At 66.9% G+C, this 23,179-nt stretch carries 23 protein-coding genes and 1 tRNA gene; 7 read left to right on the top strand and 17 right to left on the bottom strand.

The features are described from left to right. Positions 1 to 12 precede the first annotated feature (12 nt). Positions 13 to 333 carry an antibiotic biosynthesis monooxygenase family protein gene (locus ACTZWU_RS03840; RefSeq protein WP_444736036.1) on the bottom strand — a complete coding sequence of 107 codons (321 nt, stop codon included), beginning with the start codon at positions 331 to 333 and terminating at the stop codon, positions 13 to 15. Positions 334 to 452: 119 nt separating this feature from the next. On the opposite strand from ACTZWU_RS03840, the gene ACTZWU_RS03835 reads away from it, so the two are divergent. Beyond that, complete coding sequence (locus tag ACTZWU_RS03835; RefSeq protein ID WP_444736035.1) at positions 453 to 1,502, top strand: dipeptidase; 1,050 nt, start codon at positions 453 to 455, stop codon at positions 1,500 to 1,502. Between the two features lie 21 nt (positions 1,503 to 1,523). Here the strand turns inward: ACTZWU_RS03835 and ACTZWU_RS03830 are convergent, their stop codons facing one another. Both ACTZWU_RS03830 and hemA read right to left on the bottom strand, forming a co-directional pair. After that, complete coding sequence (locus ACTZWU_RS03830; RefSeq protein WP_444736034.1) at positions 1,524 to 2,822, bottom strand: helix-turn-helix domain-containing protein; 1,299 nt, start codon at positions 2,820 to 2,822, stop codon at positions 1,524 to 1,526. Positions 2,823 to 2,930: 108 nt separating this feature from the next. Further along, positions 2,931 to 4,160 carry a 5-aminolevulinate synthase gene (gene hemA, locus ACTZWU_RS03825; RefSeq protein ID WP_444736033.1) on the bottom strand — a complete coding sequence of 410 codons (1,230 nt, stop codon included), beginning with the start codon at positions 4,158 to 4,160 and terminating at the stop codon, positions 2,931 to 2,933. Between the two features lie 163 nt (positions 4,161 to 4,323). Between hemA and ACTZWU_RS03820 the strand changes: the two genes are divergently transcribed. Then, complete coding sequence (locus ACTZWU_RS03820) at positions 4,324 to 5,709, top strand: dipeptidase (protein ID WP_444736032.1); 1,386 nt, start codon at positions 4,324 to 4,326, stop codon at positions 5,707 to 5,709. A 58-nt stretch (positions 5,710 to 5,767) separates the two neighbouring features. Here ACTZWU_RS03820 and ACTZWU_RS03815 read toward each other — a convergent pair whose 3' ends face one another. After that, positions 5,768 to 6,379 (bottom strand): lytic transglycosylase domain-containing protein, encoded by a 612-nt coding sequence (locus ACTZWU_RS03815; RefSeq protein WP_444736031.1) that lies wholly within the window; start codon positions 6,377 to 6,379, stop codon positions 5,768 to 5,770. Between the two features lie 307 nt (positions 6,380 to 6,686). Between ACTZWU_RS03815 and gatB the strand changes: the two genes are divergently transcribed. Then, on the top strand, positions 6,687 to 8,201 hold the full coding sequence (gene gatB, locus ACTZWU_RS03810) for an Asp-tRNA(Asn)/Glu-tRNA(Gln) amidotransferase subunit GatB (protein WP_444736030.1): 1,515 nt from the start codon (positions 6,687 to 6,689) through the stop codon (positions 8,199 to 8,201). Positions 8,202 to 8,260: 59 nt separating this feature from the next. Beyond that, a complete protein-coding gene (locus ACTZWU_RS03805) occupies positions 8,261 to 8,560 on the top strand; it encodes a DUF4177 domain-containing protein (protein ID WP_444736029.1) in 300 nt (99 codons plus the stop codon). Between the two features lie 5 nt (positions 8,561 to 8,565). On the opposite strand, the gene ACTZWU_RS03800 is transcribed toward ACTZWU_RS03805, so the two are convergent. From ACTZWU_RS03800 to recA, 4 genes are all read right to left on the bottom strand, one after another. After that, positions 8,566 to 9,360 (bottom strand): class II glutamine amidotransferase, encoded by a 795-nt coding sequence (locus ACTZWU_RS03800; protein WP_444736028.1) that lies wholly within the window; start codon positions 9,358 to 9,360, stop codon positions 8,566 to 8,568. A gap of 60 nt (positions 9,361 to 9,420) precedes the next feature. After that, positions 9,421 to 9,720 carry a DUF1330 domain-containing protein gene (locus ACTZWU_RS03795; RefSeq protein WP_444736027.1) on the bottom strand — a complete coding sequence of 100 codons (300 nt, stop codon included), beginning with the start codon at positions 9,718 to 9,720 and terminating at the stop codon, positions 9,421 to 9,423. Then, positions 9,717 to 12,374 (bottom strand): alanine--tRNA ligase, encoded by a 2,658-nt coding sequence (gene alaS, locus ACTZWU_RS03790; protein WP_444736026.1) that lies wholly within the window; start codon positions 12,372 to 12,374, stop codon positions 9,717 to 9,719. Before alaS ends, ACTZWU_RS03795 begins: the two co-directional genes overlap by 4 nt. Before the next feature lie 177 nt (positions 12,375 to 12,551). Beyond that, the gene (recA, locus tag ACTZWU_RS03785) at positions 12,552 to 13,622 is read right to left on the bottom strand and encodes a recombinase RecA (RefSeq protein ID WP_444736025.1); all 1,071 of its coding nucleotides are present in this window, start codon (positions 13,620 to 13,622) and stop codon (positions 12,552 to 12,554) included. 238 nt (positions 13,623 to 13,860) lie between these two features. On the opposite strand from recA, the gene ACTZWU_RS03780 reads away from it, so the two are divergent. After that, on the top strand, positions 13,861 to 14,445 hold the full coding sequence (locus ACTZWU_RS03780; RefSeq protein WP_444736024.1) for a hypothetical protein: 585 nt from the start codon (positions 13,861 to 13,863) through the stop codon (positions 14,443 to 14,445). Positions 14,446 to 14,448: 3 nt separating this feature from the next. Here ACTZWU_RS03780 and ACTZWU_RS03775 read toward each other — a convergent pair whose 3' ends face one another. Next, positions 14,449 to 14,727 (bottom strand): SelT/SelW/SelH family protein, encoded by a 279-nt coding sequence (locus tag ACTZWU_RS03775; RefSeq protein WP_444736023.1) that lies wholly within the window; start codon positions 14,725 to 14,727, stop codon positions 14,449 to 14,451. A gap of 147 nt (positions 14,728 to 14,874) precedes the next feature. On the opposite strand from ACTZWU_RS03775, the gene ACTZWU_RS03770 reads away from it, so the two are divergent. Together ACTZWU_RS03770 and ACTZWU_RS03765 are read left to right on the top strand one after the other, a co-directional pair. Beyond that, entirely contained in the window at positions 14,875 to 15,183 is a 309-nt protein-coding gene (locus ACTZWU_RS03770; protein ID WP_444736022.1) for an antibiotic biosynthesis monooxygenase family protein, read from the top strand. Between the two features lie 130 nt (positions 15,184 to 15,313). Beyond that, positions 15,314 to 16,567 carry an MFS transporter gene (locus tag ACTZWU_RS03765; protein ID WP_444736021.1) on the top strand — a complete coding sequence of 418 codons (1,254 nt, stop codon included), beginning with the start codon at positions 15,314 to 15,316 and terminating at the stop codon, positions 16,565 to 16,567. A gap of 23 nt (positions 16,568 to 16,590) precedes the next feature. On the opposite strand, the gene ACTZWU_RS03760 is transcribed toward ACTZWU_RS03765, so the two are convergent. The 8 genes from ACTZWU_RS03760 to ACTZWU_RS03725 form a co-directional block, all read right to left on the bottom strand. Continuing rightward, positions 16,591 to 16,666: transfer RNA gene (locus ACTZWU_RS03760), tRNA-Phe, on the bottom strand. Positions 16,667 to 16,747: 81 nt separating this feature from the next. After that, positions 16,748 to 16,918, bottom strand: coding sequence for a DNA gyrase inhibitor YacG (locus tag ACTZWU_RS03755; protein WP_444736020.1), 171 nt, complete (start codon positions 16,916 to 16,918; stop codon positions 16,748 to 16,750). Next, positions 16,918 to 17,970: a ribonuclease E/G gene (locus ACTZWU_RS03750; protein ID WP_444736019.1), complete on the bottom strand. Its 1,053-nt coding sequence runs from the start codon at positions 17,968 to 17,970 to the stop codon at positions 16,918 to 16,920. Before ACTZWU_RS03750 ends, ACTZWU_RS03755 begins: the two co-directional genes overlap by 1 nt. Next, the gene (locus ACTZWU_RS03745; RefSeq protein ID WP_444736018.1) at positions 17,967 to 18,569 is read right to left on the bottom strand and encodes a Maf family protein; all 603 of its coding nucleotides are present in this window, start codon (positions 18,567 to 18,569) and stop codon (positions 17,967 to 17,969) included. Before ACTZWU_RS03745 ends, ACTZWU_RS03750 begins: the two co-directional genes overlap by 4 nt. 31 nt (positions 18,570 to 18,600) lie before the next feature. Beyond that, positions 18,601 to 18,819 carry a translation initiation factor IF-1 gene (infA, locus tag ACTZWU_RS03740; protein WP_036636451.1) on the bottom strand — a complete coding sequence of 73 codons (219 nt, stop codon included), beginning with the start codon at positions 18,817 to 18,819 and terminating at the stop codon, positions 18,601 to 18,603. Positions 18,820 to 18,918: 99 nt separating this feature from the next. Continuing rightward, positions 18,919 to 20,058 carry a FliM/FliN family flagellar motor switch protein gene (locus tag ACTZWU_RS03735; RefSeq protein WP_444736017.1) on the bottom strand — a complete coding sequence of 380 codons (1,140 nt, stop codon included), beginning with the start codon at positions 20,056 to 20,058 and terminating at the stop codon, positions 18,919 to 18,921. Positions 20,059 to 20,116: 58 nt separating this feature from the next. Then, positions 20,117 to 22,786 carry an ATP-binding protein gene (locus tag ACTZWU_RS03730; protein WP_444736016.1) on the bottom strand — a complete coding sequence of 890 codons (2,670 nt, stop codon included), beginning with the start codon at positions 22,784 to 22,786 and terminating at the stop codon, positions 20,117 to 20,119. Then, entirely contained in the window at positions 22,776 to 23,126 is a 351-nt protein-coding gene (locus tag ACTZWU_RS03725) for a hypothetical protein (protein WP_444736015.1), read from the bottom strand. Before ACTZWU_RS03725 ends, ACTZWU_RS03730 begins: the two co-directional genes overlap by 11 nt. Positions 23,127 to 23,179: the final 53 nt, after the last annotated feature.

The following is a 23,179-nucleotide window of genomic DNA, read 5'->3' as shown; positions in this document are numbered from 1 at the left end:
GCATGTGCAGCATCAGGGATGGACCGACTGCACCTCGTACATCACGGGCTCGAAGCTCTTGCACATGGCGTGGATCTCGCGGTTGCGGCGACGCATCTCGGGCTCGCGCAGCATGGCCTGGTAATCGCGCCGGTCGCGCCACTGGGAATAGGTGGCGATGCGGGTCTGGGCGTCGTTCAGATGGATCGCGCCGCCAAGGCATCCGGGCTGGCGGCTGATCACCTCGGCCCATGCGGCGGTCAGCAGGTCCAGCACGTCATGGGCGCTGCCGGGCGTGACCTCGAAGGTAGTGATGACGGTCTGGCCGTCGAAATCGGGCGTGATGCTGGGCATGGGGCTGGCCTTTCGTTGGCGGATGGCTCCAGCCTAACCCGCCCCGGTGCTTGCGCAAAGCGCATTGCGGGCGGCTTGCAGGATGTGCATTCTGCCGCCGAACCGACCGGAGCCTTGCCATGATCCCCGTATTCGACGGCCATAACGACACGCTGCAACGGCTGGTGGCCGCCGGACCTGATGCCGCAAGGCTGTGGCAGCAGGGTGACGGCGCGGGCCATCTGGACCTGCCGCGCGCGCGGGCGGGTGGGTTGGTGGGCGGCTTCTTCGCCATCTGGGTCCCCTCGGCCCCGCATCCCGATGACGCAGCCCATATGCGCCAGATGGAGAACCCGCCTTTTGCCCTGCCCCTGCCCGACGAGATCCCGCCCGAGGCCGCCCTGCCCCAGGCCTTCGCGCAGGCGGCCATGCTGCACCACCTGCACCGCGCGGAACTGCTGACCATCGTGACACGCGGCCCCGACCTGCACGCAACGATCGCCGCCGGAGGGATCGCCGCCGTGATGCATATGGAGGGCGCCGAGGCGATCCGCGACCATGACGCACTGCATCTGTGGCACGCGATGGGGCTGCGCTCGCTCGGGCCGGTCTGGTCGCGGCCCACGCGGCACGGGCATGGCGTGCCCTTCGCCTTTCCGTCCTCGCCCGATCTGGGCGGGCCGCTGACGCCCGCCGGACGCGCGCTGGTGGCAGGGTGCAACCGCCTGGGCATCATGCTGGACCTGTCGCATCTGAACCAGGCCGGGTTCGACGACATCGCCCGGCTGTCGGATGCGCCGCTGGTTGCCAGCCACAGCGCGGCTCATGCGCTCTGCGAAAGCAGCCGCAACCTGACCGACCGGCAATTGCGCCAGATCGCGGATAGCGGCGGGCTGGTCGGGCTGAACTTCGCGTCAAGTTTTCTGCGGCCGGACGGGCGGCGCCTGCCGCTGGAGGATATCGGCGTGATGCTGCGCCATCTGGACCATCTGCTGGCGATCCTGGGCGAAGGCGGGGTGGCGTTTGGATCTGATTTCGACGGGGCGCTGATGCCGCGCGACCTGCCGGACGCGGCGGCGCTGCCGCGCCTGATCCAGGCGATGCGCCATCATGGCTATGGCGACGCGCTGATCCAGCGCATCGCCTGCGAGAACTGGGTTTCGGTGTTGGAACGAACGTGGCGCGACTAGCGAATTAGCGCGAGCGGCCGATCACTCGGCCGCTTGCTGCTCGGCATTCGCCGCGCTGGCAACCGAGACGATCTGCGCCAGTTCCGGATCGGCGTTCAGATCGGCCAGCGCGAAGCGCTCGGTCAGGCTTGAGGGGACCAGTTCCACATTGCTGATTACCTGCGCGCCGGGCGCGACGGGTCCATAGGTTTGCCCGTTCACCGCGAAATAGACCGCGCCGGAATTGCCGGTCCGCAGGCGCGGCGCCTCTTCCAGCTTGGGCAGAGCGAAACGCTCGCCCGCATCCATGATCTTTTCCAAGAGCACCGTGCCATCGGCCGAGGTCACGCGGACCCATGCCGGGCGCGCGGCCAGAACTTCAAGCTGCGGCGCGTCGGGCGCCAGCGTGCGGACGCTGCCCTCGGCCGGCACGGCATCGGCGACCATGCTCGCGATCTCGGACGGCAAGGCCAGATCGGCGGGCAAAAGCGGGCCATATCCAGTGGCTTGCGTCTCGTCCTGCGAGGGCTGCGGCATCGCCACACCGCCCGTAGCCGCAACAGCGGTGGTCGCGGTTTCGGCCAGCCCCGGATCAATGGCCGCGATCGGCCCGTCACGCGCGGTCAGCACAGGCGCCTCGAGGATCTGCGGACGATAGAGCCGGTCCAGCGCCTCGGGCTGGGGCAGACGGCGTGCGATCTCGGCGGGGTCGCGCGATTCCATGTCGGGGCCGGCAAGGCCCGCACCCTGGGTCGGGTCAAGCTCGGTCACCAATTGCGGCAGGTCGTCGCCGGGCATCAGCGTCACCCGCTGCACCTCTTGCAGCAGCGCGTAACCACCATAGGCCAGCCCCGCGATCAGTGCCATCAGGACAGCCAGCGCCCCGATGGCGCGTGGTTCCAGATCGGCCCAGAAGCTGCGCTCCTGCGGGATGAACAGCGCGCGCGGATTGGCCAGAGCCTCAGCCGGGTCCGAGGGACGGCGCACGGGTTTCGGCCCGGCGGCCGAGGGCGCCATGCCATGCGTCGGCTGGAAGCCCGATTCCGTGCAGAAGCGGCGAAAGGTCCAGTCCGGGTCCATGCCCAGGTAACGCGCATAGGAGCGTACATAGCCGGAAATGAAGCTGGGCGCGTCAAAGGCCGAGATGTCGCAATTCTCGATGGCGGCGACGTAGGATGCCCGGATGCGCAACTCACGTTGGACATCCAGCAGCGACTTGCCAAGCGTGGCCCGTTCGCCCCGCATGACATCACCGAGGCGAGTCTCATCGTTCAGGAAATGCTGCACATCCCCGATCTGAACGACATCCTCTGCCGGGTATTGCGCCCGCAGCCTGCTCATCCGAATTGCCTCTTACGCCCGCCAGTCGGGCGGTCCGAATCACCGCCCCTGCCTCTTCTTTACCCGCACGTTATCACGCGGGCGAGAGCAGTTCACCCTAGATTGGGGTCAGGCGCTCAATTCGGCGCGATTCAGCGCGCAATGCGACCAGAGGCGATCCATCGCCCGAACCAGGTGGTCGATCTGCTTGGGATCATGCACGGGCGAGGGCGTGAAACGCAAGCGTTCCGTACCGCGCGGTACAGTCGGAAAGTTGATCGGCTGCACATAGATGCCGTGATCGCGCAGCAGCATGTCCGACAGCGCCTTGCAGTGAACCGGGTGGCCCACATGGACCGGCACGATATGACTGCCATGGTCGATGATCGGCATGCCGAGCGATTTCAGACGCATCTTCAGGATGCGCGCGTGCAGTTGCTGGGCATCGCGCAGCTTCTGCCCCTCGGGCGTTTTCAGCAGCGCGATCGAGGCCGCAGCCCCCGCCGCGACCGCCGGCGGCAGCGAGGTGGTGAAGATGAAGCCCGGCGCATAGGACCGGATCGCGTCGCACATCTTGGCGCTGGCCGCGATATAGCCGCCGAACACCCCGAACGCCTTTCCGAGCGTGCCGTTGATGATGTCGATGCGATGCGCCAGCCGGTCGCGTTCGGCCACGCCGCCACCGCGCGGACCATACATGCCGACAGCATGGACCTCGTCCAGATAGGTCAGGGCGCCGAATTCCTCGGCCAGATCGCAGATCGCGGCGATGGGGCCGAAATCGCCATCCATCGAATAGATCGATTCAAAGGCGATCAGCTTGGGCGCGGCCGGGTCATCGGCCTCCAGCAGCTGGCGCAGATGGGCCACGTCGTTGTGGCGGAAGATCCGCTTGGCGCCGCCATTGCGCTTGATCCCCTCGATCATCGAGGCGTGGTTCAGCTCGTCCGAATAGATGATCAGACCGGGGAACAGCTTGGGCAGGGTCGAAAGCGTCGCGTCATTGGCGATATAGGCCGAGGAAAAGACCAGCGCGGCCTCTTTCTCGTGCAGGTCGGCCAGTTCGGATTCCAGCCGCTTGTGATAGACGGTCGTGCCGCTGATGTTGCGCGTCCCGCCCGACCCCGCGCCGGTCGCGTCCAACGCCTCGTGCATGGCCGACAGGACGGCCGGATGCTGGCCCATGCCCAGGTAATCGTTCCCGCACCAGACGGTGATTTCCTGCTTTTCGCCATCGGGACGGTTCCAGACGGCCTGCGGAAAACGCCCCTTGGCACGCTCGATATCGATGAAGGTGCGATAGCGCCCCTCATCATGCAGACGAGCGATGGCCTGGTCGAGGGCGGCATCATAGTTCATTGCGGGCGTTCCCTTGCATAGCTGGCTGGGTGCAATCATTGTCAGATTACGCGCGGCCCGACTTTGATAGAGGTCAAGGCGCGAAAAGGACAGGCCAAAATCGTCGGACTAGACGAAAGAACCATGTCCAATCCCGGCGGATACCCAAGGAAAGATAGGAAAAATGACGGATTCGACAAGACTGGCGGACATCCTGACGCAGCTTGATGCGGACCGGGATGCGGCGCTTGAAAGGCTGATGCATTTCCTGCGAATCCCTTCGATCTCGACCGATCCGGCCCATGCGGGCGATGTACGGGCGGCGGCGGAATGGCTGGCGCGGGAATTGACCGATCTGGGCTTTGACACGCAGATCCATGACACGCCGGGCCATCCGATGGTCGTGGCGCGCTCTGCCCCCGGCGGTGCGCGCAGTCTGCTGTTTTACGGACATTACGACGTGCAGCCGGTCGATCCTCTGGCGCTGTGGGACCGCCCGCCGTTCGAACCCGCGATCGAGGACACCCCCTCGGGCCGGGTGATCCGCGGGCGCGGCGCCTCGGACGACAAGGGGCAGCTGATGACCTTCATCGAGGCGTTCCGTGCCTGGAAGGCCGTGCATGGCGCCCTGCCCTCGGACCTGATCCTGCTGTTCGAGGGCGAGGAGGAATCCGGCTCGCCCTCGCTGCGTCCGTTCCTGCGCGATCACGCCGAGGCGCTGCGCGCCTCGCTTGCGATGATCTGCGATACCGGGCTTTACGCCGATGGCCGCCCCGCGATCACCACGCAATTGCGCGGCCTTGTCGGGCAGGAGGTGGTGATCCGCGCCGCCGACCGCGACCTGCATTCGGGCAGTTTTGGCGGACTGGCCGCAAACCCGATCATGGTTCTGTCACAGGCGCTGGCCGCCCTGAAGGACGAGACCGGGCGCGTCACCCTGCCCGGCTTTTACGACGGCGTCGAGGATCTGACCCCCGAACTGGCGCGCGACTGGCAGGCGCTGGATTTCGATGCCGCCGCCTTTCTGGGCCGTGTCGGACTGTCGCAACCCGTCGGAGAACAGGGCCGCACCCCGCTGGAAATGGTCTGGAACCGCCCCACCGCCGAGATCAACGGAATCGCGGGCGGCTATGCGGGCGACGGCTTCAAGACCGTGCTGCCCGCCGAGGCGCGCGCCAAGGTCAGCTTCCGGCTGACCGGACGGCAGGACCCGCAGGCCATACGCGCGGCCTTTCAGGACCATGTCCGCCGCTTCGTGCCCGCCGATTGCCGGGTCGAATTCCACGACCACGGCGCCAGCCCGGCCAGCGTCATGGACGTGTCCGACCCGGCCTTCGGTCTGGCGCGCGAGGCGCTCAGCCTGGAATGGGGCCGCGAGGCCGCCTTTATCGGCGCGGGCGGCTCGATCCCCATCGCGGGCGATTTCAAGGAGTTGCTGGGGATGGATTCGATGCTTATCGGTTTTGGCCGCGACGACGACCGCATCCATTCCCCGAATGAGAAATACGATCTGGAAAGCTTCGCAAGGGGCGCGCGGTCCTGGGCGCGCATCCTGGCGGCCTTGCGCTGACGAAAAAGGGCGCGTGGCTTCTGCGGCTCGCGCGCCCGTGATCCCGCTGTGGTGGCGCTCAGGCGCCGCTGCGGCAATAGCTCTGTGACGAGGTCCAGGCGGCGATGTCGGCGCGCTTGCGCTCGCTGCGCAGCGGCGCCCAGTCGCGCGCGACACCACGCCAGCCGCTGCCGTCATGGGCAACGGCATTGTCGCGCCCGACCTGCCGCGACATGATCCGCACCGCGCAGGCCATATTGTCGGCACCGTCACGGATATTGCCCGTGCAGCCGTAATGCCGCCACGTCGCAGGCGCGATCTGCATCAGGCCCAGCCAGCGGCCACCACCTCCGGCGGCGTTCGGGTTATAGGTGCTTTCATGTTTGGCCACCGCCGACAGCAAGCCGGCCCAAAAGGCGCGGCGCCCGGTCTCGTCCAGCGTGGCGTATTGCGGGCAGAAGGTCTGCACGTCTTCCGGCACGCGCGACATGATCGTGGCGCCCTCGCGGTCCAGCGCGGCCAGCGTCGCTTGGGTCCACGCGTCCGAGCCCTGCCTTTCGCCCCAACGCATCGGGGGTGCCGATGCCAGCGACATCTGCCGTGCCTCGGTCTCGGCGCGGGCCTCGGTTTTGGCGGCCGGGGCGCAGGCGGCGATCAGGGCAACGGCGGCCAAGGCAAGCGCAGTGCGCATCGGGGACTCGTAAGATTGTTTCGGTCCCAATCCCGATGCGGCGCTTTCATGATCCGCGCAATGGCGGCGACCCCAAGCCCCGGTTTATCGGCAGAATCACGCCGCAGCCCGCAGAATCCAATGGGGGATTTCCGCCGATCCGGGCGAGAACCGCGCAACTGACCCGAAAAGCGCATACAAAACAGCCCATTCCAACCGAACCAACGCGATTCGTCTGCGCCGGTAGCGGCTGCCGACCCGTGACAAGACCTGCGGCCTGTCCTACAAGGCGCAAAAGACCGGAACGACCGATGAAAAGGCCCGCGCGATGCTTGACCACCTGACCTATGCCGCACCCCAGCCCAAGGTGATCCAGGGCGCCAAAAGCGATTGGGAACTGGTGATCGGGCTCGAAGTCCATGCGCAGGTCGCATCGAAGGCCAAGCTGTTCTCGGGCGCTTCGACCGAATTCGGGTCCGAACCCAACAGCAATGTGGCCTTCGTCGATGCCGCCATGCCGGGGATGCTGCCCGTCATCAACGAATTCTGCGTGGCGCAGGCCGTGCGCACCGGGCTTGGTCTGAAGGCGGCGATCAACCTGCGATCCGCCTTTGACCGCAAGAACTATTTCTATCCGGACCTGCCGCAGGGCTACCAGATCAGCCAGCTCTACCACCCCATCGTGGGCGAGGGCGAGGTGATCGTGGATATGGGCCCCGGCATCGCCCGCCGCGTCCGGATCGAGCGTATCCACATGGAACAGGATGCGGGCAAGTCGATCCACGACATGGACCCCAACATGTCCTTTGTGGACCTGAACCGCACCGGCGTCGCCCTGATGGAGATCGTCAGCCGCCCCGACATCCGCGGCCCCGAAGAGGCCGCCGCCTATGTCGCGAAGCTGCGCCAGATCATGCGCTATCTGGGCACCTGCGACGGCAACATGCAGAACGGCAACCTGCGCGCCGACGTGAACGTCTCGGTCTGCAGACCCGGCGATTACGAACGCTTCATGGAGACCGGCGATTTCGGCCATCTGGGCACGCGCTGCGAAATCAAGAACATGAACTCGCTGCGCTTCATCCAGGCCGCCATCGAATACGAGGCACGCCGTCAGATCGCCATCATCGAGGATGGCGGCACGGTCGTTCAGGAAACCCGCCTTTATGATCCAGACAAGGGCGAGACGCGGTCGATGCGGTCGAAGGAAGAGGCGCATGACTACCGTTATTTCCCCGATCCCGACCTCTTGCCGCTGGAAATCGATCAGGCGTGGGTCGATGACATCGCGGCCTCGATGCCGGAACTGCCCGACGAGAAGAAAGCCCGTTTCGTCAAGGATCTGGGCCTGTCGGAATATGATGCGGGCGTGCTGACCGCCGACGTCGAGAATGCCGACTATTTCGAAGCCGTAGCCGCGGGCCGCGACGGCAAGATGGCCGCGAACTGGGTCATCAACGAGCTTTTCGGCCGCCTGAACAAGGAAGGTCTGACCATCGCGACCTCGCCCGTCTCGGCGGTGCAGCTGGGGGGCGTGATCGACCTGATCGCCAAGGGCGACATCTCGGGCAAGATCGCCAAGGACCTGTTCGAGATCCTCTGGACCGAAGGCGGCGATCCGGCTCAGATCGTCGAGGCGCGCGGCATGAAGCAGGTGACCGATCTCGGCGCGATCGAGGCCGCCGTGGTCGAGATCATCGCCGCCAATCCCGCCCAGGTCGAAAAGGCCCGCGCCAATCCCAAGCTGGCGGGCTGGTTCGTGGGTCAGGTCCTCAAGGCCACCGGCGGCAAGGCCAATCCGGCGGCCGTGAACGACCTCGTCGCGCAGAAATTGGGTCTGTGAACCCTGGGGCGCGGCATGGATCGCGCCCCTCCCCGGCCCATCACCACAAGGACAGCCCGATGCGCTATGAATATGCCGTCATTCCCGCGCCGACCAAGGGCGAAAAGGCCCGCGACGCCAAGACGCCGACCGACCGCTATGCTCTGGCTCTGGCGGCGGAACTGAACCGCATGGCGGCCGATGGATGGGATTACCTGCGCGCGGATGTCCTGCCGAGCGAAGAGCGCAGCGGGCTGACCGGGCGCAGCACCGTCTATCACAACGTGCTGATCTTCCGCCGCGCGGAACCCGAACCGGTCGCACCCGTCCCGGCACCCGCGCCCGAACCGGCCCCCACGCCTGAGGCCCAGCCCGAATAGTCCGATCAGGCCGCGGCGCTCAGCGCTTCCGGGACAAAGGGCGCGCTCTCGAACCGATCGCCGTCAAATATGCAGAAGCTGCCGGGCGGCACCTCCTGCCAATCGGTCTCGTCTGTCTCAAGCGGCTCGGACACCACGGCCCAACCCCGCCGGGTCGCTGACCAGCGGTGATAAAGCGACGGCGCCTGATCGTCGCTGCTGTAGCGCAGGACGTAAAGCCGCTGGCCGTCCGACAGGGCGCAGGCCGCGCGCACATGCGGGGCCTCACCCCGCTGGCGGGCCAGTGCCCCCAATCGACCCACGGCCCGCTCCATCGCGCCGCGCGGATCGTCGTCCAGCCCCTCGCCCAGAGCGATCAGGAACAGCGCCTCGCTGTCCGTCGCGCCCTTGCGATGGGGATAGAATTCGTCGCGGATCAGCACATCGGCATGGCGGCGAAAGCCGTCATAGCCGCCGAACTGGCCGTTATGCATGAAGCTCCAGCGCCCGACGGTGAAGGGGTGGCAATTGTTGCGGCTGGTCGCCGTCCCGGTCGAGGCGCGCACATGGGCCAGAAACAGCCCCGAGCGAACCTGCCCCACCAGAGAGCGCAGATTGGGGTCCGACCAGGCGGGCATCACGTCGCGGTATAGACCGGGCTCGGGCCTTTCGCCATACCAGGCAATCCCGAAACCGTCCGCATTGACCGGCGTGTGGCAGCGCATCGCGCCCTGGCTCTGGCGGATCAGCGAATGCGCCGGTCTGCTGACGATGTCTTCCAGAAAGATCGGTTCGCCCAGATAGGCGGCCCACCGGCACATACCCTTGCCCCTTCACGTCTCTTTCGTGACAGGGTTAGCACGAAAGACTTAAGACTTCACCTATTCCGTCGCGGGAGGAACCTCTTCCACGATCACGAGGTCGCGTTCGCTGGCGCCTTTGGCATGGGCCAGCGCGGCCTGATACTCACTGCTGTGATAACAGGCGACGGCCGCCTCCAGCGAGGGAAAGCGCGCGACCACGTGTCGGGCACGATCCGCCCCCTCCAGCACGTGATAACGTCCACCGCGCGCCAGGAACACACCACCATGCGCGGCAATCGCGGGACCTGCCGCCTTGGCGTAAAGGCCATAGGCGTCAGCGTCGGTCACATGCACATGGGCAATCCACAAAGCCGTCATTTGCTGTCCTCGATGATCTTGCGCGCGTCCTGGAACGCCGTCTCCGCGGCCGCAAGCGAGGGGGCGCCCCCCTGTGCCCGGTCGGGGCGGCCGCCCCCGCCCTTGCCACCAAGCGCGGCCGTCGCGGCCTGCACCAGCGCGACGGCACTGATCCGCGCGGTCAGATCCGCCGTCACCCCTGCCGCGACGGTCGCCTTGCCGCCATCCTCGGCCAGCACCAGCACCGCCCCGCTGCCCAGACCCGCCTTCATCTCGTCGACCAGCGCGCCCAGTTCCTTGCCGCCCACGCCCTCGACCTGGCGGGCGATGAACTTGACGCCCGCGATCTCCTCGGCTTCGGAGCCACCGCCGCTGCCCATTGCAAGCTGACGCTTCAACTGCGCGACCTCGTTGGCCAGCGCCTTGCGCTCATCGGCCAGCGCACGGACACGGTTCACGATATCGGCCGATTGCGCCTTGAGGATACCGGCGATCTCGCCCAGACGCCGGTCCGCATCCCGCAGATGGTCCAGAGCCGCCTGCCCCGTCAGCGCCTCGATCCGACGCACCCCGGCGCTGGAGGCACCGTCGCCCAGAAGCACGAAAGCCCCGATATCGCCCGTCCGCGCAACATGCGTGCCGCCGCACAGTTCCAGCGAATAGGTGGCGCCATCCGCGCCCTTGCCGCTGCCCGGCTTCGCGCCCATCGACACGACGCGCACCTCGTCGCCGTATTTCTCGCCAAAGAGCGCCTGCGCCCCAAGCGCACGAGCATCATCTGGCGTCATGATCCGCGTCTCTACGGGGCTGTTCTGACGGATGAAGCCGTTCACCTCGGCCTCGATCCGGGCCATCTCATCGGCCGTGACGGCACTGTTATGGCTGAAATCGAAGCGCAGCCGGTCCGGCGCATTCAGGCTGCCCCGCTGCGCGACATGCTCGCCAAGGGCGCCGCGCAGCGCCTCGTGCAGCAGGTGCGTGGCCGAATGGTTCGCGCGGATCGCATCGCGGCGGGCGTGATCCACCACCAGCTGGGCGCCCTGCCCGCGGCTGATCGTGCCCGTCGTCACTTCGGCCTGATGCAGGAACACGCCCGCAACCTTCTTCGTGTCCGTAACGCGCGCCGAACCCGTCTCGGTCCGGATCAGCCCGGTATCACCCACCTGACCGCCGCTTTCCGCGTAGAAGGGCGACTGGTTCACCACGATGGCGACCTTCGCGCCCGCAGCGGCCTCGGCGACCTCGGCCCCGTCGATCACCAATGCTGTGACCTGACCCTCGGCCTCCTCGGTGTCATAGCCGAGGAACTCGGTCGCGCCATGCTTCTCGGCCAGCTCGAACCAGACCTTGGCATCCGCCGCCTCGCCCGACCCGCTCCAGGCCGCGCGCGCCATGCGCTTCTGCTCGGCCATGGCGGCATCGAAGCCCTCGATCTGCACCGCGCGCCCCTTTTCGCGCAGCGCATCCTGCGTCAGGTCCAGCGGGAAGCCGAACGTGTCGTACAGCTTGAACGCCGCCTCCCCCGGCAGATCCGCCCCCTCGGGCAGCTTCGCCAGCTCGTCGTCCAGAAGCCGCAGGCCCCGGTCCAGCGTCTGGCGGAACCGCGTCTCCTCGGACCGCAGCGTCTCCTCGATCATCGCCTGCGCGCGGGTCAGCTCAGGGTATGCGGCCCCCATCTGGCGCACCAGCGCGGGAACCAGTTTGTGCATCACCGGGTCCTGCGCACCCAGCATATGCGCGTGGCGCATCGCGCGCCGCATGATCCGGCGCAGCACATAGCCGCGCCCCTCATTGCTGGGCATCACCCCATCCGCGATCAGGAAGCTGGTCGAGCGCAGGTGATCCGCGATCACCCGGTGATGGACCTTGCCCGGCCCGTCCGGGTCCGCGCTGGTTACGTTGGCGCTGGCCTCGATCAGCGACCGCATCAGGTCGGTGTCGTAATTGTCGTGCTTGCCCTGCAGCAGCGCGCCGATCCGCTCCAGCCCCATGCCGGTATCGATCGACTGCATGTCCAGCGCGCGCATCGAGCCGTCCTCGAACTGCTCGTTCTGCATGAAGACCAGGTTCCAGATCTCGATGAAGCGGTCGCCATCCTCATCCGCCGAACCCGGAGGGCCGCCCCAGATCTTGTCGCCATGGTCAAAGAAGATCTCGGTGCAGGGACCGCAGGGACCGGTCGGGCCCATCTGCCAGAAATTGTCACTGGTCGGGATACGGATGATCCGGTCATCCGAGAGGCCCGCGACCTTCTTCCAGATCTCCACGGCCTCGTCGTCGGTGTGATAGACCGTGACCAGCAGCCGGTCCTTGGGGATGCCGAATTCCTTGGTCAGCAGCTCCCAGGCAAAGGGGATCGCGCCGTCCTTGAAGTAATCGCCGAAGCTGAAATTCCCCAGCATCTCGAAAAAGGTGTGGTGCCGCGCCGTATAGCCCACATTGTCCAGATCGTTGTGCTTGCCGCCCGCGCGAACGCATTTCTGCGCCGTCGTCGCGCGCTGGTAATCGCGCGTCTCGACACCGGTGAACAGGTTCTTGAACTGCACCATGCCGGAATTGGCGAACATCAGCGTGGGGTCGTTGCGCGGCACCAGAGGGCTGCTCTCCACCACGCGGTGGCCGTTCTTCTCGAAATAGCCAAGGAAGGTTTGGCGGATGTCATTCAGACTGGGCATGGCGGGCCTTCATCGCAAAACGGGTCTGACCGGCATTGCCGGCTTGGGAAACGGTCTAACGGCGCCCCGCGGCACTGTCCAGCAAGGCGCACACAGCCCTGTGGCCGGTGCATCGCACCGGCCACAGGGAGAAAGGTCTTGCGCGCAGGCTTGCCTGCGCGCGCCGCAAGGTTGCGATCAGTCCTCGGTCAGGGCCTCGTCCTCGCCGCCCTCGACCCCGAATTCCAGACCGTGGCTGGCGCGGATCTTGTCCTCGATGGCCAGAGCCACTTCGGGACGGTCGCGCAGGAACTGCTTGGCGTTCTCGCGCCCCTGACCGATGCGCTCGTCGCCATAGGAATACCAGGCCCCCGATTTCTCGACCACGCCGGCCTTGACGCCCAAGTCGATCAGTTCACCGACCTTGCTGATCCCCTCGCCATACATGATGTCGAACTCGACCTGCCGGAACGGAGGCGCGACCTTGTTCTTGACGACCTTCACCCGCGTCGTGTTCCCCGTCACCTCGTCACGATCCTTGACCGAGCCGGTGCGGCGGATGTCCAGACGGACCGAGGCGTAGAATTTCAGCGCATTGCCGCCCGTCGTCGTCTCGGGGTTGCCGAACATCACGCCGATCTTCATGCGGATCTGGTTGATGAAGATCACCATGCAGTTCGAACGCCCGATGCTGGCGGTCAGCTTCCGCATCGCCTGGCTCATCAGGCGGGCCTGGCTGCCCATCTGCATGTCGCCCATATCGCCCTCGATCTCGGATTTGGGCGTCAGGGCGGCAACCGAATCGACCACCACCAGACTGACCGCGCCCGAGCGCACCAGCGTATCGACGATCTCAAGCGCCTGCTCGCCCGTGTCGGGCTGGCTGATCAGCAGCTCATCCAGATTCACGCCCAGCTTCTTGGCATATTGCGGGTCCAGCGCGTGTTCCGCATCGACGAAGGCGCAGACGCCGCCCTTCTTCTGTTCCTCGGCCACAACATGCAGCGTCAGCGTCGTCTTGCCCGAGCTTTCCGGCCCGAAGATCTCGATGATCCGCCCCTTGGGCAGCCCGCCGATGCCAAGCGCGATGTCCAGACCCAGAGACCCCGTCGATGTCGCCTCGATCTCGGCCACCGGGTTGTCCTTGCCCAGCTTCATGATCGAGCCCTTGCCGAACTGCCGTTCGATCTGCGCCAGGGCGCTGTCGAGCGCCTTCTGCTTGTCCGCGCTGCGCTTGTCACTCATGTCGAAAATGCTCGCCTGTGCCATGTCGTTACCCTGTTATTCCACAGCCCTCCCGGCGGGGCAATCGCAGGACCAGCCGGATGTTCATGTCTTGTTCACCATAATTGGACCAGTTCCGTCCCGGTTTCAAGCGTCCCGTCGCAGGAAGTCGATTCGCCCGCCCGAAGGATCGCTCCCGATCGGTTAACAAACCGTTTACAGGCCACCGGCGGCGCGTTATTCCCCGTCGGGAAAACCCTTCACGACGGAAATGACGGCAAGCATGTTGATCTTCTGGGAAAAGCGACTGGTCTTTCTGGCAACGCCCAAGACGGGATCGACCGCGATCGAGATGGCGCTGGAACCGCTGGCATCGGCCTCGCTGCAACGCCCCGAGGCGCTGAAACATACCGGTATCGCCAGCTATCACCGCCATCTGGGCCCCTGGCTGACCGAGCAGACCGGCGAAGACTTCACCACCGTCGCCCTGATGCGCGAGCCGCTGGACTGGCTTCGCAGCTGGTACCGCTTCAAGCTGCGCGACGACAGCGACGACCCGACCCACCCGATGGAGGGCGTCAGCTTCGCCGATTTCGCGCGCCGCTATGTCGCGTCGGGCGGGCGTGCGGCCCTGGGCATCGGCAGCCAGGCCGAGTTCCTGACGAACGGCCCGAACCGGGCGGACCGGATCTTCCGCTATGACCGGATCGACGCCTTCATCGACTTTCTGGAAACGCGGCTGGATTGCATGATCGAATTGCCGCGCATCAACGTCCCGCCCAGTGTCGATGTCCGCCTGACCCCCGAGGACGAGGCATCCCTGCGCGCCGCGATGGCCGAGGATCTGGCGCTTTACAACAGCCTCTAGGCGCTAGCGGTCCACGTGACCCAGATCGCGCCCCGGCGCGATCACATCGCGCAGGCGCTGCTTGATCTCGGCCGCACCCGGAAAGCCGCCATCCGCCTTGCGGTCCCAGATCACCTGGCCATCGACCGTGATCCGGTAGATGCCGCCCTGCCCCGGCACCAGCGCGACCTCGGCCAGATCGGTGCCGAAGGTCTGCAGCAATTCCTGCGCGATCCAGCCTGCCCGCAACAACCAGTTGCAGCCGGTGCAGTAATGGATCTCGATCCGGGGTCCCGTGCTCATGTCGGCCAGCCTAGGGTGCGGCGCGGGCAGCGACAAGGGGCGCCCTTGACCCGGCCCGATCCCCGCGCAAGGGTGCCGCGCCAGCGATCGCCAGCCATCCCGCACACAGCACCACCCCAAGGTCAGGAGCCAAAGATGTTTCTTGCGATGAATCGTTTCACCGTCCCCCTGGAGAATGCCGAGGAATTCGAGGCTCTCTGGCTGAACCGTGACAGCCGCCTGCACGAGATGGACGGCTTCGTCGAGTTCAACATGCTCAAGGGCCCCGAAAGCGACGGCCACAGGCTCTATGCCTCGCACACGGTCTGGCGCGACGAGGACGCCTTCCGCGCCTGGACGCGATCCGACCAGTTCCGCGCGGCCCATGCGAATGCGGGCGAGACGCGCAAGCTGCATGCCGGTGCGCCGCAGTTCGAGGCCTTCCACTCGATCCAGACCAAGACCGCCAAGGACTGAGCGACGCGACAACCGCTCCCGGCGACGGCCCGTGTCGCAAATCAGCCACGGCGTGACGCTGAACAGCCACATTTCGCACCGCTTTCATGTCCACATGCACCCATGACGCATGACCGGAAGGGGTGGCGATATGGTGGTTGTCCTGGCCGGAATCTGGGCGCTGTTGCTGGGGATCGTGCTGATCATGCTGGGCAACGGCATGCATTTCACGCTGATCGGCCTGCGCGGCGGGATCGAGGGCTTTTCGTCGGTCGCATTGGCGGTCATCACTTCGGGCTATTTCCTCGGCTTCCTGTCGGGGGCGCGGCTGACGCCGGTGATGATCCGCCGGGTCGGCCATGTCCGCGTCTTCGCCGCGCTCGGCAGCTTTATGTCGGCGGCCTTGATCGCCTTTCCGCTGCTGACCGAACCTTGGGCCTGGACGCTTCTGCGGGTGCTCGTGGGCTTCTGCATGTCGGGCGTCTATGTCGCGGCGGAAAGCTGGCTGAATGCGGCCTCGACCAACGAGACGCGGGGCAAGGTCCTGTCGGCCTACATGATCGCGCAGACGCTTGGCATCATCGGGGCGCAGGGCCTGCTGACCTTGGGTGACGCGGCGGGTCCGGCGCTGTTCATCGGCGCCTCGATCCTGGTCTCGATCTCGTTCGCGCCGATCCTTCTGTCGGTCATGCCCGCCCCCGTGGCCGAGGTCGCAAGGCCCATGTCGCTGCGGGCGCTGCTGTCGGCCTCGCCACTCGGCACGGTGGGGATCTTCCTGTTAGGCGGCGCCTATGCGACCCAGTCGGGCATGTCGGCGGTCTTCGGCACCCAGATCGGCATGAGCGCCAGCCAGATCGCCCTGTTCGTGGCGACCCTGTTCGCGGGCGCGCTGGTGCTGCAATACCCGATCGGCTGGCTTTCTGACCGGATCGACCGGCGCAAGCTGATCCTCGGCGCGGCGCTGGCGGGGGCGGCGGCCTGCCTTCGGGGCTGGATGGCGGGCGACGGGATGGCGCCGCTGCTGACGGCAGCCTTCCTGGCCGGAGGCGTGACCACGCCACTCTACGCGCTGTTTCTGGCCTATACGAACGACGCCCTTTCGGTCGAGGACATGCCGGCGGCCTCGGGCGGGCTGGTCTTCACCTTCGGGCTGGGGGCCATCGTCGGTCCGATGGTGACGGGCTGGGCGATGGAAGGGCTGGGGCCGACCGCCTTCTGGCCGGTTCTGGCCGCCTTCTTCGCCGCCATTGCGGGCTATGCGCTTTATCGGCTGATGCAAGGCACACGGCCGCGTCCCGAACAGACCGACAGCTATCTGGGCGTCCTGCCCACGGCCTCGCCGGTGGCGGTCGAGGCGGCAGGTGCATGGGCTGCAGAACGCGCCGCGACCGACCGCGAAAACTGACCTGAAATCGAGGGTTTGTAAGATGGTGCCCGGAGACGGATTTGAACCGCCGACACGCGGATTTTCAATCCGCTGCTCTACCAACTGAGCTATCCGGGCACCCTTGCGACGCTGCTTGGCGTCGGGTGAGCGGTGTTTACGAAGCACCGAGGGCGCTGTCCAGACCCAATCGCAATTTTTTCAATCGCGCGGCGCAGGTTCCTCGTCGCGTGGCGGCAGATCCTCGACCGGCTCACCGGGAACGACGTAATCGCCGCGCAGCCACTTTGCCAGATCGATGTCGGCGCAGCGTTTCGAACAGAACGGACGATAGCGAGGATCGACCGGGCGGGCGCAGATCGCACAGGCCATCAGTGCGCCACGGCCTCGGCCAGACGGCGCAGGGGCACGCGGTCACGCTTGCGGTTCATCTCGAACAGGCCCATCGCGGTCCAGCCGGTCAGCGTCACCTCGGCGCCCGTGCTGCGGAACGCGGCCTGCAACACCTGTTCCAGCGTGCCGCGGTCGCGCTTGGGCATGGGCGCGAAATCGATCACGATCTGCCCGCCCATCCCCCGCAGTCGCAGCTGCCGGGGCAGGTCGCGGGCCAGCGCGATATTGGCCTTGAGCGAGGCTGCGGGGCTGTTGTCGGCGCCGGTGTTCACGTCGATCGCGACCAGCGCGCGGGTCTGTTCGATCCAGGCATCCGCCCCCCCGCCCAGCACAACACGCGGCGACAGCAGCGCGTCCACGGCATCAAGGACACCGCATCGTTCGAAGCTGTCCTCGCCCTCTTCGATGGCGTCAGGGGCCGGATCACCCCAATCCAGCCAGGCCTGCTCATGCGCGCCCGGCGCGTCCAGCAGCAACTCGGGGGGGCCCGAGGCCTCGGCGCCGATCTGATCGGCGAGGTCCAGCAGCTCGACGATCTCGGCGGCGACCTCGTCGGGCTCGGCTTCGGCGGCGATGCCGCGCAGGATCAACCCGTGATCGCGCGCGCCCCGCGCCGTCTCGCCCAGGGCCTGCAGCGCGTCGCGGATCTCGGGGTCTCGGACGCGGCGCGAGACGTTAACGCCGGGCGCGCCCGGCGTCACCAGCACAAGCCGACCGCGATAGATCAGCCGCGAGGTCAGCGGCACGGCCTTGCCCGGCTCGGCCACGCCAGTCACCTGAACCAGAACCGGCTTGCCTTCGCCCAGCCCCTTGCGGTCCCGCAGGTAGCCGGTCTGGCCGTCGGGCAGGCGCAGAAAGGCGCCGCCCTGCCCCTTCATCAGCCGGTCCGTCACGCCGCGACAGATCGCACCCGGCGCAAGCGTCGTCAGCGCCTCGGCCGAGGGCAGCAGATCGACCAGCACACCATCCTCGACCAGGGCTGCGGCCTCCTGACCGAAAAGCGTTCCCAGAACGACCTGTCTGCCCTTCATGCGTCACGTCCTTTCGGTGTCGGATGGATGCCGACCGAGGCCAGCAGCGTCGCCGTCTCGGAAAGCGGCAGGCCGACGACGGCGGAAAACGAGCCCTGGATCCAGGGAATGAAGGCTGCGGCCGCGCCCTGGATGGCATAGCCGCCCGCCTTGCCCTGCCAATCCCCGATATCAAGGTAATTTTCAAGCGCGGCAGGCTCGATGGGACGCATCCGAACCTTGGTCTCGACCAGACGCAGACGGGTGCGGCCCGCATGACGCAGCGCGATGGCGGTCAGGACCAGATGCCGGCGCCCTGACATGAGCCGCATGAACGTCCCGGCCTCGGCCCGGTCGGTGGGCTTGCCAAGAATGCGCCGCCCGACCGAAACGGTCGTGTCGGCACAAAGAACCGCCTCGTCAGCCGCAAGCGCAAGCGCCTCGGCCTTTTCAAGCGCCATCCGCCGCACGTATTCGCGCGGTGCCTCGCCCGGATACGGGGTTTCGTCGATATCGGCCGGGCGCAGCGCGTCGGGAACGATCCCGATCTGGCCCAGCAATTCCAGCCGCCTCGGGCTGGCCGATCCCAGGATCAGCCTCGGGCGGTCCTTGACCGGCATCACGGCCCCGTGCAGGGCGGCGCTGCCCGTCTCACTTGAAGCGATAATTGATCCGCCCCTTGGAGAGGTCATAGGTGTTCATTTCCACCTGGACCTTGTCGCCTGCCAGAACCCGGATTCGGTTCTTGCGCATCTTGCCTGCCATATGCGCGATGATCTCATGGCCGTTCTCAAGCTCGACCCGGAATGTCGCATTGGGCAGGAGTTCCTTCACGACGCCGGGGAATTCGAGCATTTCTTCCTTGGCCATGTTCACTCCGTAAAAGTCGCCCCGCAGGATTCGGGACGGACGTTAAATGCGTCCGGAGCGGCAGGAATTCAAGGAAAAAGCGCGGCGCAGCCCGGTGCGTCACCCGACCACGCGCCCGACGGAGAGCGTGATGGGGATCGCAGGGGCCAGTTCCGGGCGAAACGGGTCGTCGCTGAACTCGGCCCCCTCGGCCGTCATCGGCGGCAGGCCGAGCGCGCCGGACAGGGGGGGCGCAGCATCGGCAGAGGCCGCTTCACCCTCGGCGGCGGGGGCATCGGGGTCCTGAAGGCGGATCGCGTGGCAGCCCTCGTATTCGCCGAACTTGCCGCTGGCGACCAGCTGGCCCTGCAACGTCTCGACCCGCGCATCGGCCAGCCGCACACGCGGCAGATGCAGCAGCTTGCCCGCGCCCAAGCCCCGCAATTCGCCAAGCGTCACGGTGCGGCGGCACAGAATACCCACCAGATCGACCGGGATGTCGGGCATGGTCTCGGCCGAGGGCGGAGTAGGCTCGGCAGGCGCGGCCACGCGTTCGACCATGCGTTCCGGCACGGGTTCGGGAACGGCATCCTCGTCTTGGGGCATGACCAGCAGCATCCGTCCCTCCCGGGTCTCGGTGCCGCCAAGCGAAAGGTGGAAGGCGATGCTGCGAAACGGCCTGTCCTCGAGCATCAGCGACAGCGGGCGCGGATCGTCCAGCGCGGTGGCGAATCGCATCCGCGGGACGTGCGCAAAGCCCGGCAACCCCTGGAGCGCGGATTGCAGCTCGGCCATCAGCGCATCGACGAAATCGGTGCACAGCATCGACTCGCTGCGGGTGGGACGGCGGCGTTCGACAGGGCGCGCGGTCACGCGGCCAAGCGCCTGAATCTCGACCAGCGCGGCGACGACCTCGGGGCAGAGGGCCAGCGTGCCGATGCAATCGCCCGGCCCTTGCAGCACCGCCAGCAGCGCGCGTTCCGGCAGCAATTCCGGCAATTCCGCCAGCGTCATCGCCCCCGGCTCGACCGCGAGGGGGCGCACCGCCAGACCATAGAGCCGGTCCGCCACCCGCCCGCAAGCCGTCGCCGCCGCGCGGGCGGGCGTGACGGGCGCGGCCTTGGGCAGATTCGGTGGCTTGCCCTGATCGCGTTCCATCCGGTGCCGCGCCGCAAGCATTCGCCGCAGCACCCCCGGCATCGCGCCCGGTGGCGAGGCCTGCGCCTGATCGCGGTCGCTGTCATCGTGCTGGATCGTCATCGCGCCCCGAATCCCCTTTCATCCGGGCCAGATTGCACGCCAGGGGTTTAGAAAGCGTTTACGCCGCCGAGCTTCCTGCTGCCGAAGCCCCGACCGGGGGTCGTTTTGGCAGCCTGATCCTGAAGGCCGCGCCCCCCTGCCCCGGCAGATACGAGATGTCTCCGCCAAGCGCGGCCATGATCTCGCGGCAGATGGCGAGGCCCAGACCCGCCCCGCCCGCCCGTGCGGGATCGTTCAGGCGGGCGAATTTCTCGAAGATCAGCGACTGGCGGGCGCTGTCGATGCCGCTGCCATTGTCGATGATGTCGATGATCGTGCCATCGGATTCGAGGTTCTGGACCCGCAGGATCAACAAGGGCCGCGCCGAATCGCAGTATTTTCGCGCATTCGAGATGACGTTGATCAACACCTGCAGCAGACGGTCGGCGTCGGTGATGATGCCCAGATGCTCGCTGCTCATGTCGCGGTCGATCAGGAAGCTGCGCTCGGGGCGGGTGGCCGAGGCGGCGCTGAGCGCGCGGTTGATGAGGTCGTGCAGATTGGCGACCGAGATCGACAGCTGCGCCCGCCCGCTTTCCAGAACCGACAGGTCCAGCAGATCGTCCAGAAGGCGCGTCAGCCGTCCGGCTTCGTCATGGATGATTCCGGCGAAACGGGCGCGTTCGTCGGGTGTCAGGCTGGGGTCCTTGAGAATTTCCGAGAAGGCCCGGACCGAAGTCATGGGCGTGCGCAATTCGTGGCTGATCTGGCTGAGAAACGCGTCCTTCTGCACCGACAGCGCGGTCAGCTTGTCATTGGCCTCGCGCAGCTGGCGGGCGGTGACGGCCAGCTCGGCACGCGCGCTTTCCAGACGCTGCGTCTCTTCCTTGGCGCGCTGCGCCTCGTCGGCGACCTGCAAAAGGTCCGAGACCGTCAGCGCCACGCCCCCCGCCACGCGGTCGATCATCGCATGCGCCGTGGCCGACCCGATCGAGCCGCCCAGGCGACGTTCCAGCCGCGTCAGGAAACGTGGGGTCAGGTCGGGCAGATAGCCGGACTTCCCCTGCGCTTGGGCCTCGGCCTGGAAGTAGCGCAGGGCCTCCTCGGGGCCCCAGACCCGGCGCGCCATGGCCAGCAGCGGTTCGGCCCGGTCGTCCGAGCGCATCATGCGGCTGTGGCGGATCGGCTCGACCGCAGAGACGAAACTGAGGCCCTGCAGTCGCTCGACCGGATCGGGGAAGCCAAAGATCGACACGGCGATGAAGGCCAGCGTATTGGCCGAAAGCGACAGGAACACCGCCATCGCCCAGGGGTCCATCCCGCCGGGCACCGGCAGATCGCCCCCCAGCCCGATCGAGGGCAGGAAGATCAGCGCCATCCACAGAACGAAGCCCGTGCCGATCCCGGCATAGGCGCCCTTGCGGTTGGCGCCCCGCCACAAAAGCCCGCCGATCATCGCGGGCAGAACCTGTGCCATGCCGACAAAAGCGACCAACCCCATCGCCGCCAGCGCGGCCGAACCTTCCGAGGCCTGATGATAGACCCACCCCGCCGCGACGACAGCCAGAATGGCGATCCGGCGGGCGTTGAGGACGAAGCCGCGCAGATCGGTCGCCTCGCCCTCGGGGGTTTTCCGCATCAACAGCCACAACGGCACCAGCCAATGGTTCGAGACCATCGTGGCGACAGCGATGGCGCAGACCACCACCATCGAGGTCGCCGCCGAGAACCCGCCCAGAAAGACCAGCATCGCCAGCATGTCCTGCCCCTGAGACGCGGGCAGGGTCAGGACATAGAGGTCCGGGTTCGCGCCCGCCGGCAGAAGCTCGCGCCCCATCACGGCGATGGGCATGACGAACAGCGACATGGCGAACAGATAGGCCGGAAAGGCCCAGCCCGCGACGGTCAGGCGTTCCTCGTCGGCGGCCTCGACGACCATCACCTGAAACATGCGCGGCAGGGTCAGGATTGCCGCCGCCGCCACGATGTTCAACGCCGTCCAGCGGTCGGCGCGCAACAGCCAGCCCTCGGCATTCTCGGGGGCCTCGGCGGCGCGGGCGATGCGGGCCATGATGTCGGCGGGGCCGTCCGCCAGACCCCAGACCACGAAAATGCCAAGCGCCATGAACGCCAGCAGCTTGACGATAGCCTCAAGCGCAATGGCGGTGACGACGCCGTGATGGCGTTCATCGGCGGCCAGATTGCGGGTGCCGAAGAGGATCGTGAACAGCGCCAGACCGGCCGCGACCCAGCCCGCCGTGCCGCCAAGCGTGGCACCGTTGATGATCGGCGCCTCGGGCGTGTCGGTGGCGAAGACCTCGAAGGACAGGCTGACCGATTTCAGCTGCAGCGCGATATAGGGGGTCGAGGCGATGACCGCGATCAGCGTCACCAGCGCGGCCAGCTTGTTCGACTTGCCGAACCGGGCCGAGACCAGATCCGCGACCGAGGTGACATGGTGCATCCGCGCCACCCGGACCAGCCGCCTGAGGCCCCACCACGCGCAGGTGAAGACCAGCGTCGGCCCCAGATAGATGGTCAGGAATTCCAGCCCGGACCGCGAGGCGTAGCCCACCGCGCCATAGAAGGTCCAGGCCGAGCAATAGACCGACAGCGACAGCGTATAGACCAGCGGGTGATCCAGCCAGCGCACATGGCCGCGCGCGGCCGCCCGGTCGGCGGCAAAGGCCACGACGAACATCAGGACGACATAGGCAAGGCAGATCGCCAGCAGCGTCTCAAAGGGCATTCGGGCGGTCCTCCGGGCTCCGGGGGGCATTCCCGTCAGCCAGGCGGGCCTGCGGCCTGGCCTCGGGCTGGTTCTGGCCCGCGGCGACGGCCTCGCTGGCGCGGACGGTCGCGGCCTCGGCCCGCAGCAGCGCGCGGTGCAGCGCCCAGACCGCCAGGATCAGCCCCGCCCAGAGCAGAAAGAACCACAGGACCCCGCCCGCGAAACTAACCAGCGCAGGCGCCCACCAGACCGGCAGCAGCACCAGAACCACCGACAGCACCGGCAGCACGCGCGCCGCGTCGCCCAGCCGACGGCGGTGAAACGAGGCGCGTTCCAGAAACAGGGGCTTTTCAGGCATGGGCTTGTCCTTCGCGCGGCAGGGCCGCACCGCCCGGCGCGATGCCCCGCGCC

The sequence above is a fragment of the Paracoccus sp. NSM genome, assembly GCF_052379855.1.
Taxonomy (GTDB): domain Bacteria; phylum Pseudomonadota; class Alphaproteobacteria; order Rhodobacterales; family Rhodobacteraceae; genus Paracoccus.
This window is presented reverse-complemented; position numbering and strand designations above follow the sequence as displayed.

Excerpts from the sequence above, each read along its gene's own strand:
- alaS (WP_444736026.1), bottom strand. The coding sequence starts at position 12,374 with ATGCCCAGTCTGAATGACATCCGCCAAACCTTCCTTGGCTATTTCGAG.
- ACTZWU_RS03780 (WP_444736024.1), top strand. The coding sequence starts at position 13,861 with ATGTTGATCTTCTGGGAAAAGCGACTGGTCTTTCTGGCAACGCCCAAG.
- ACTZWU_RS03730 (WP_444736016.1), bottom strand. The coding sequence starts at position 22,786 with ATGCCCTTTGAGACGCTGCTGGCGATCTGCCTTGCCTATGTCGTCCTG.
- ACTZWU_RS03745 (WP_444736018.1), bottom strand. The coding sequence starts at position 18,569 with ATGCCGGTCAAGGACCGCCCGAGGCTGATCCTGGGATCGGCCAGCCCG.
- recA (WP_444736025.1), bottom strand. The coding sequence starts at position 13,622 with ATGGCACAGGCGAGCATTTTCGACATGAGTGACAAGCGCAGCGCGGAC.
- ACTZWU_RS03835 (WP_444736035.1), top strand. The coding sequence starts at position 453 with ATGATCCCCGTATTCGACGGCCATAACGACACGCTGCAACGGCTGGTG.
- ACTZWU_RS03725 (WP_444736015.1), bottom strand. The coding sequence starts at position 23,126 with ATGCCTGAAAAGCCCCTGTTTCTGGAACGCGCCTCGTTTCACCGCCGT.
- ACTZWU_RS03795 (WP_444736027.1), bottom strand. The coding sequence starts at position 9,720 with ATGACGGCTTTGTGGATTGCCCATGTGCATGTGACCGACGCTGACGCC.
- ACTZWU_RS03750 (WP_444736019.1), bottom strand. The coding sequence starts at position 17,970 with ATGAAGGGCAGACAGGTCGTTCTGGGAACGCTTTTCGGTCAGGAGGCC.
- ACTZWU_RS03805 (WP_444736029.1), top strand. The coding sequence starts at position 8,261 with ATGCGCTATGAATATGCCGTCATTCCCGCGCCGACCAAGGGCGAAAAG.
- ACTZWU_RS03830 (WP_444736034.1), bottom strand. The coding sequence starts at position 2,822 with ATGAGCAGGCTGCGGGCGCAATACCCGGCAGAGGATGTCGTTCAGATC.
- hemA (WP_444736033.1), bottom strand. The coding sequence starts at position 4,160 with ATGAACTATGATGCCGCCCTCGACCAGGCCATCGCTCGTCTGCATGAT.
- ACTZWU_RS03775 (WP_444736023.1), bottom strand. The coding sequence starts at position 14,727 with ATGAGCACGGGACCCCGGATCGAGATCCATTACTGCACCGGCTGCAAC.
- ACTZWU_RS03815 (WP_444736031.1), bottom strand. The coding sequence starts at position 6,379 with ATGCGCACTGCGCTTGCCTTGGCCGCCGTTGCCCTGATCGCCGCCTGC.
- ACTZWU_RS03765 (WP_444736021.1), top strand. The coding sequence starts at position 15,314 with ATGGTGGTTGTCCTGGCCGGAATCTGGGCGCTGTTGCTGGGGATCGTG.
- infA (WP_036636451.1), bottom strand. The coding sequence starts at position 18,819 with ATGGCCAAGGAAGAAATGCTCGAATTCCCCGGCGTCGTGAAGGAACTC.
- ACTZWU_RS03840 (WP_444736036.1), bottom strand. The coding sequence starts at position 333 with ATGCCCAGCATCACGCCCGATTTCGACGGCCAGACCGTCATCACTACC.
- ACTZWU_RS03800 (WP_444736028.1), bottom strand. The coding sequence starts at position 9,360 with ATGTGCCGGTGGGCCGCCTATCTGGGCGAACCGATCTTTCTGGAAGAC.
- ACTZWU_RS03735 (WP_444736017.1), bottom strand. The coding sequence starts at position 20,058 with ATGACGATCCAGCACGATGACAGCGACCGCGATCAGGCGCAGGCCTCG.
- ACTZWU_RS03770 (WP_444736022.1), top strand. The coding sequence starts at position 14,875 with ATGAATCGTTTCACCGTCCCCCTGGAGAATGCCGAGGAATTCGAGGCT.
- gatB (WP_444736030.1), top strand. The coding sequence starts at position 6,687 with ATGCTTGACCACCTGACCTATGCCGCACCCCAGCCCAAGGTGATCCAG.
- ACTZWU_RS03820 (WP_444736032.1), top strand. The coding sequence starts at position 4,324 with ATGACGGATTCGACAAGACTGGCGGACATCCTGACGCAGCTTGATGCG.
- ACTZWU_RS03755 (WP_444736020.1), bottom strand. The coding sequence starts at position 16,918 with ATGGCCTGTGCGATCTGCGCCCGCCCGGTCGATCCTCGCTATCGTCCG.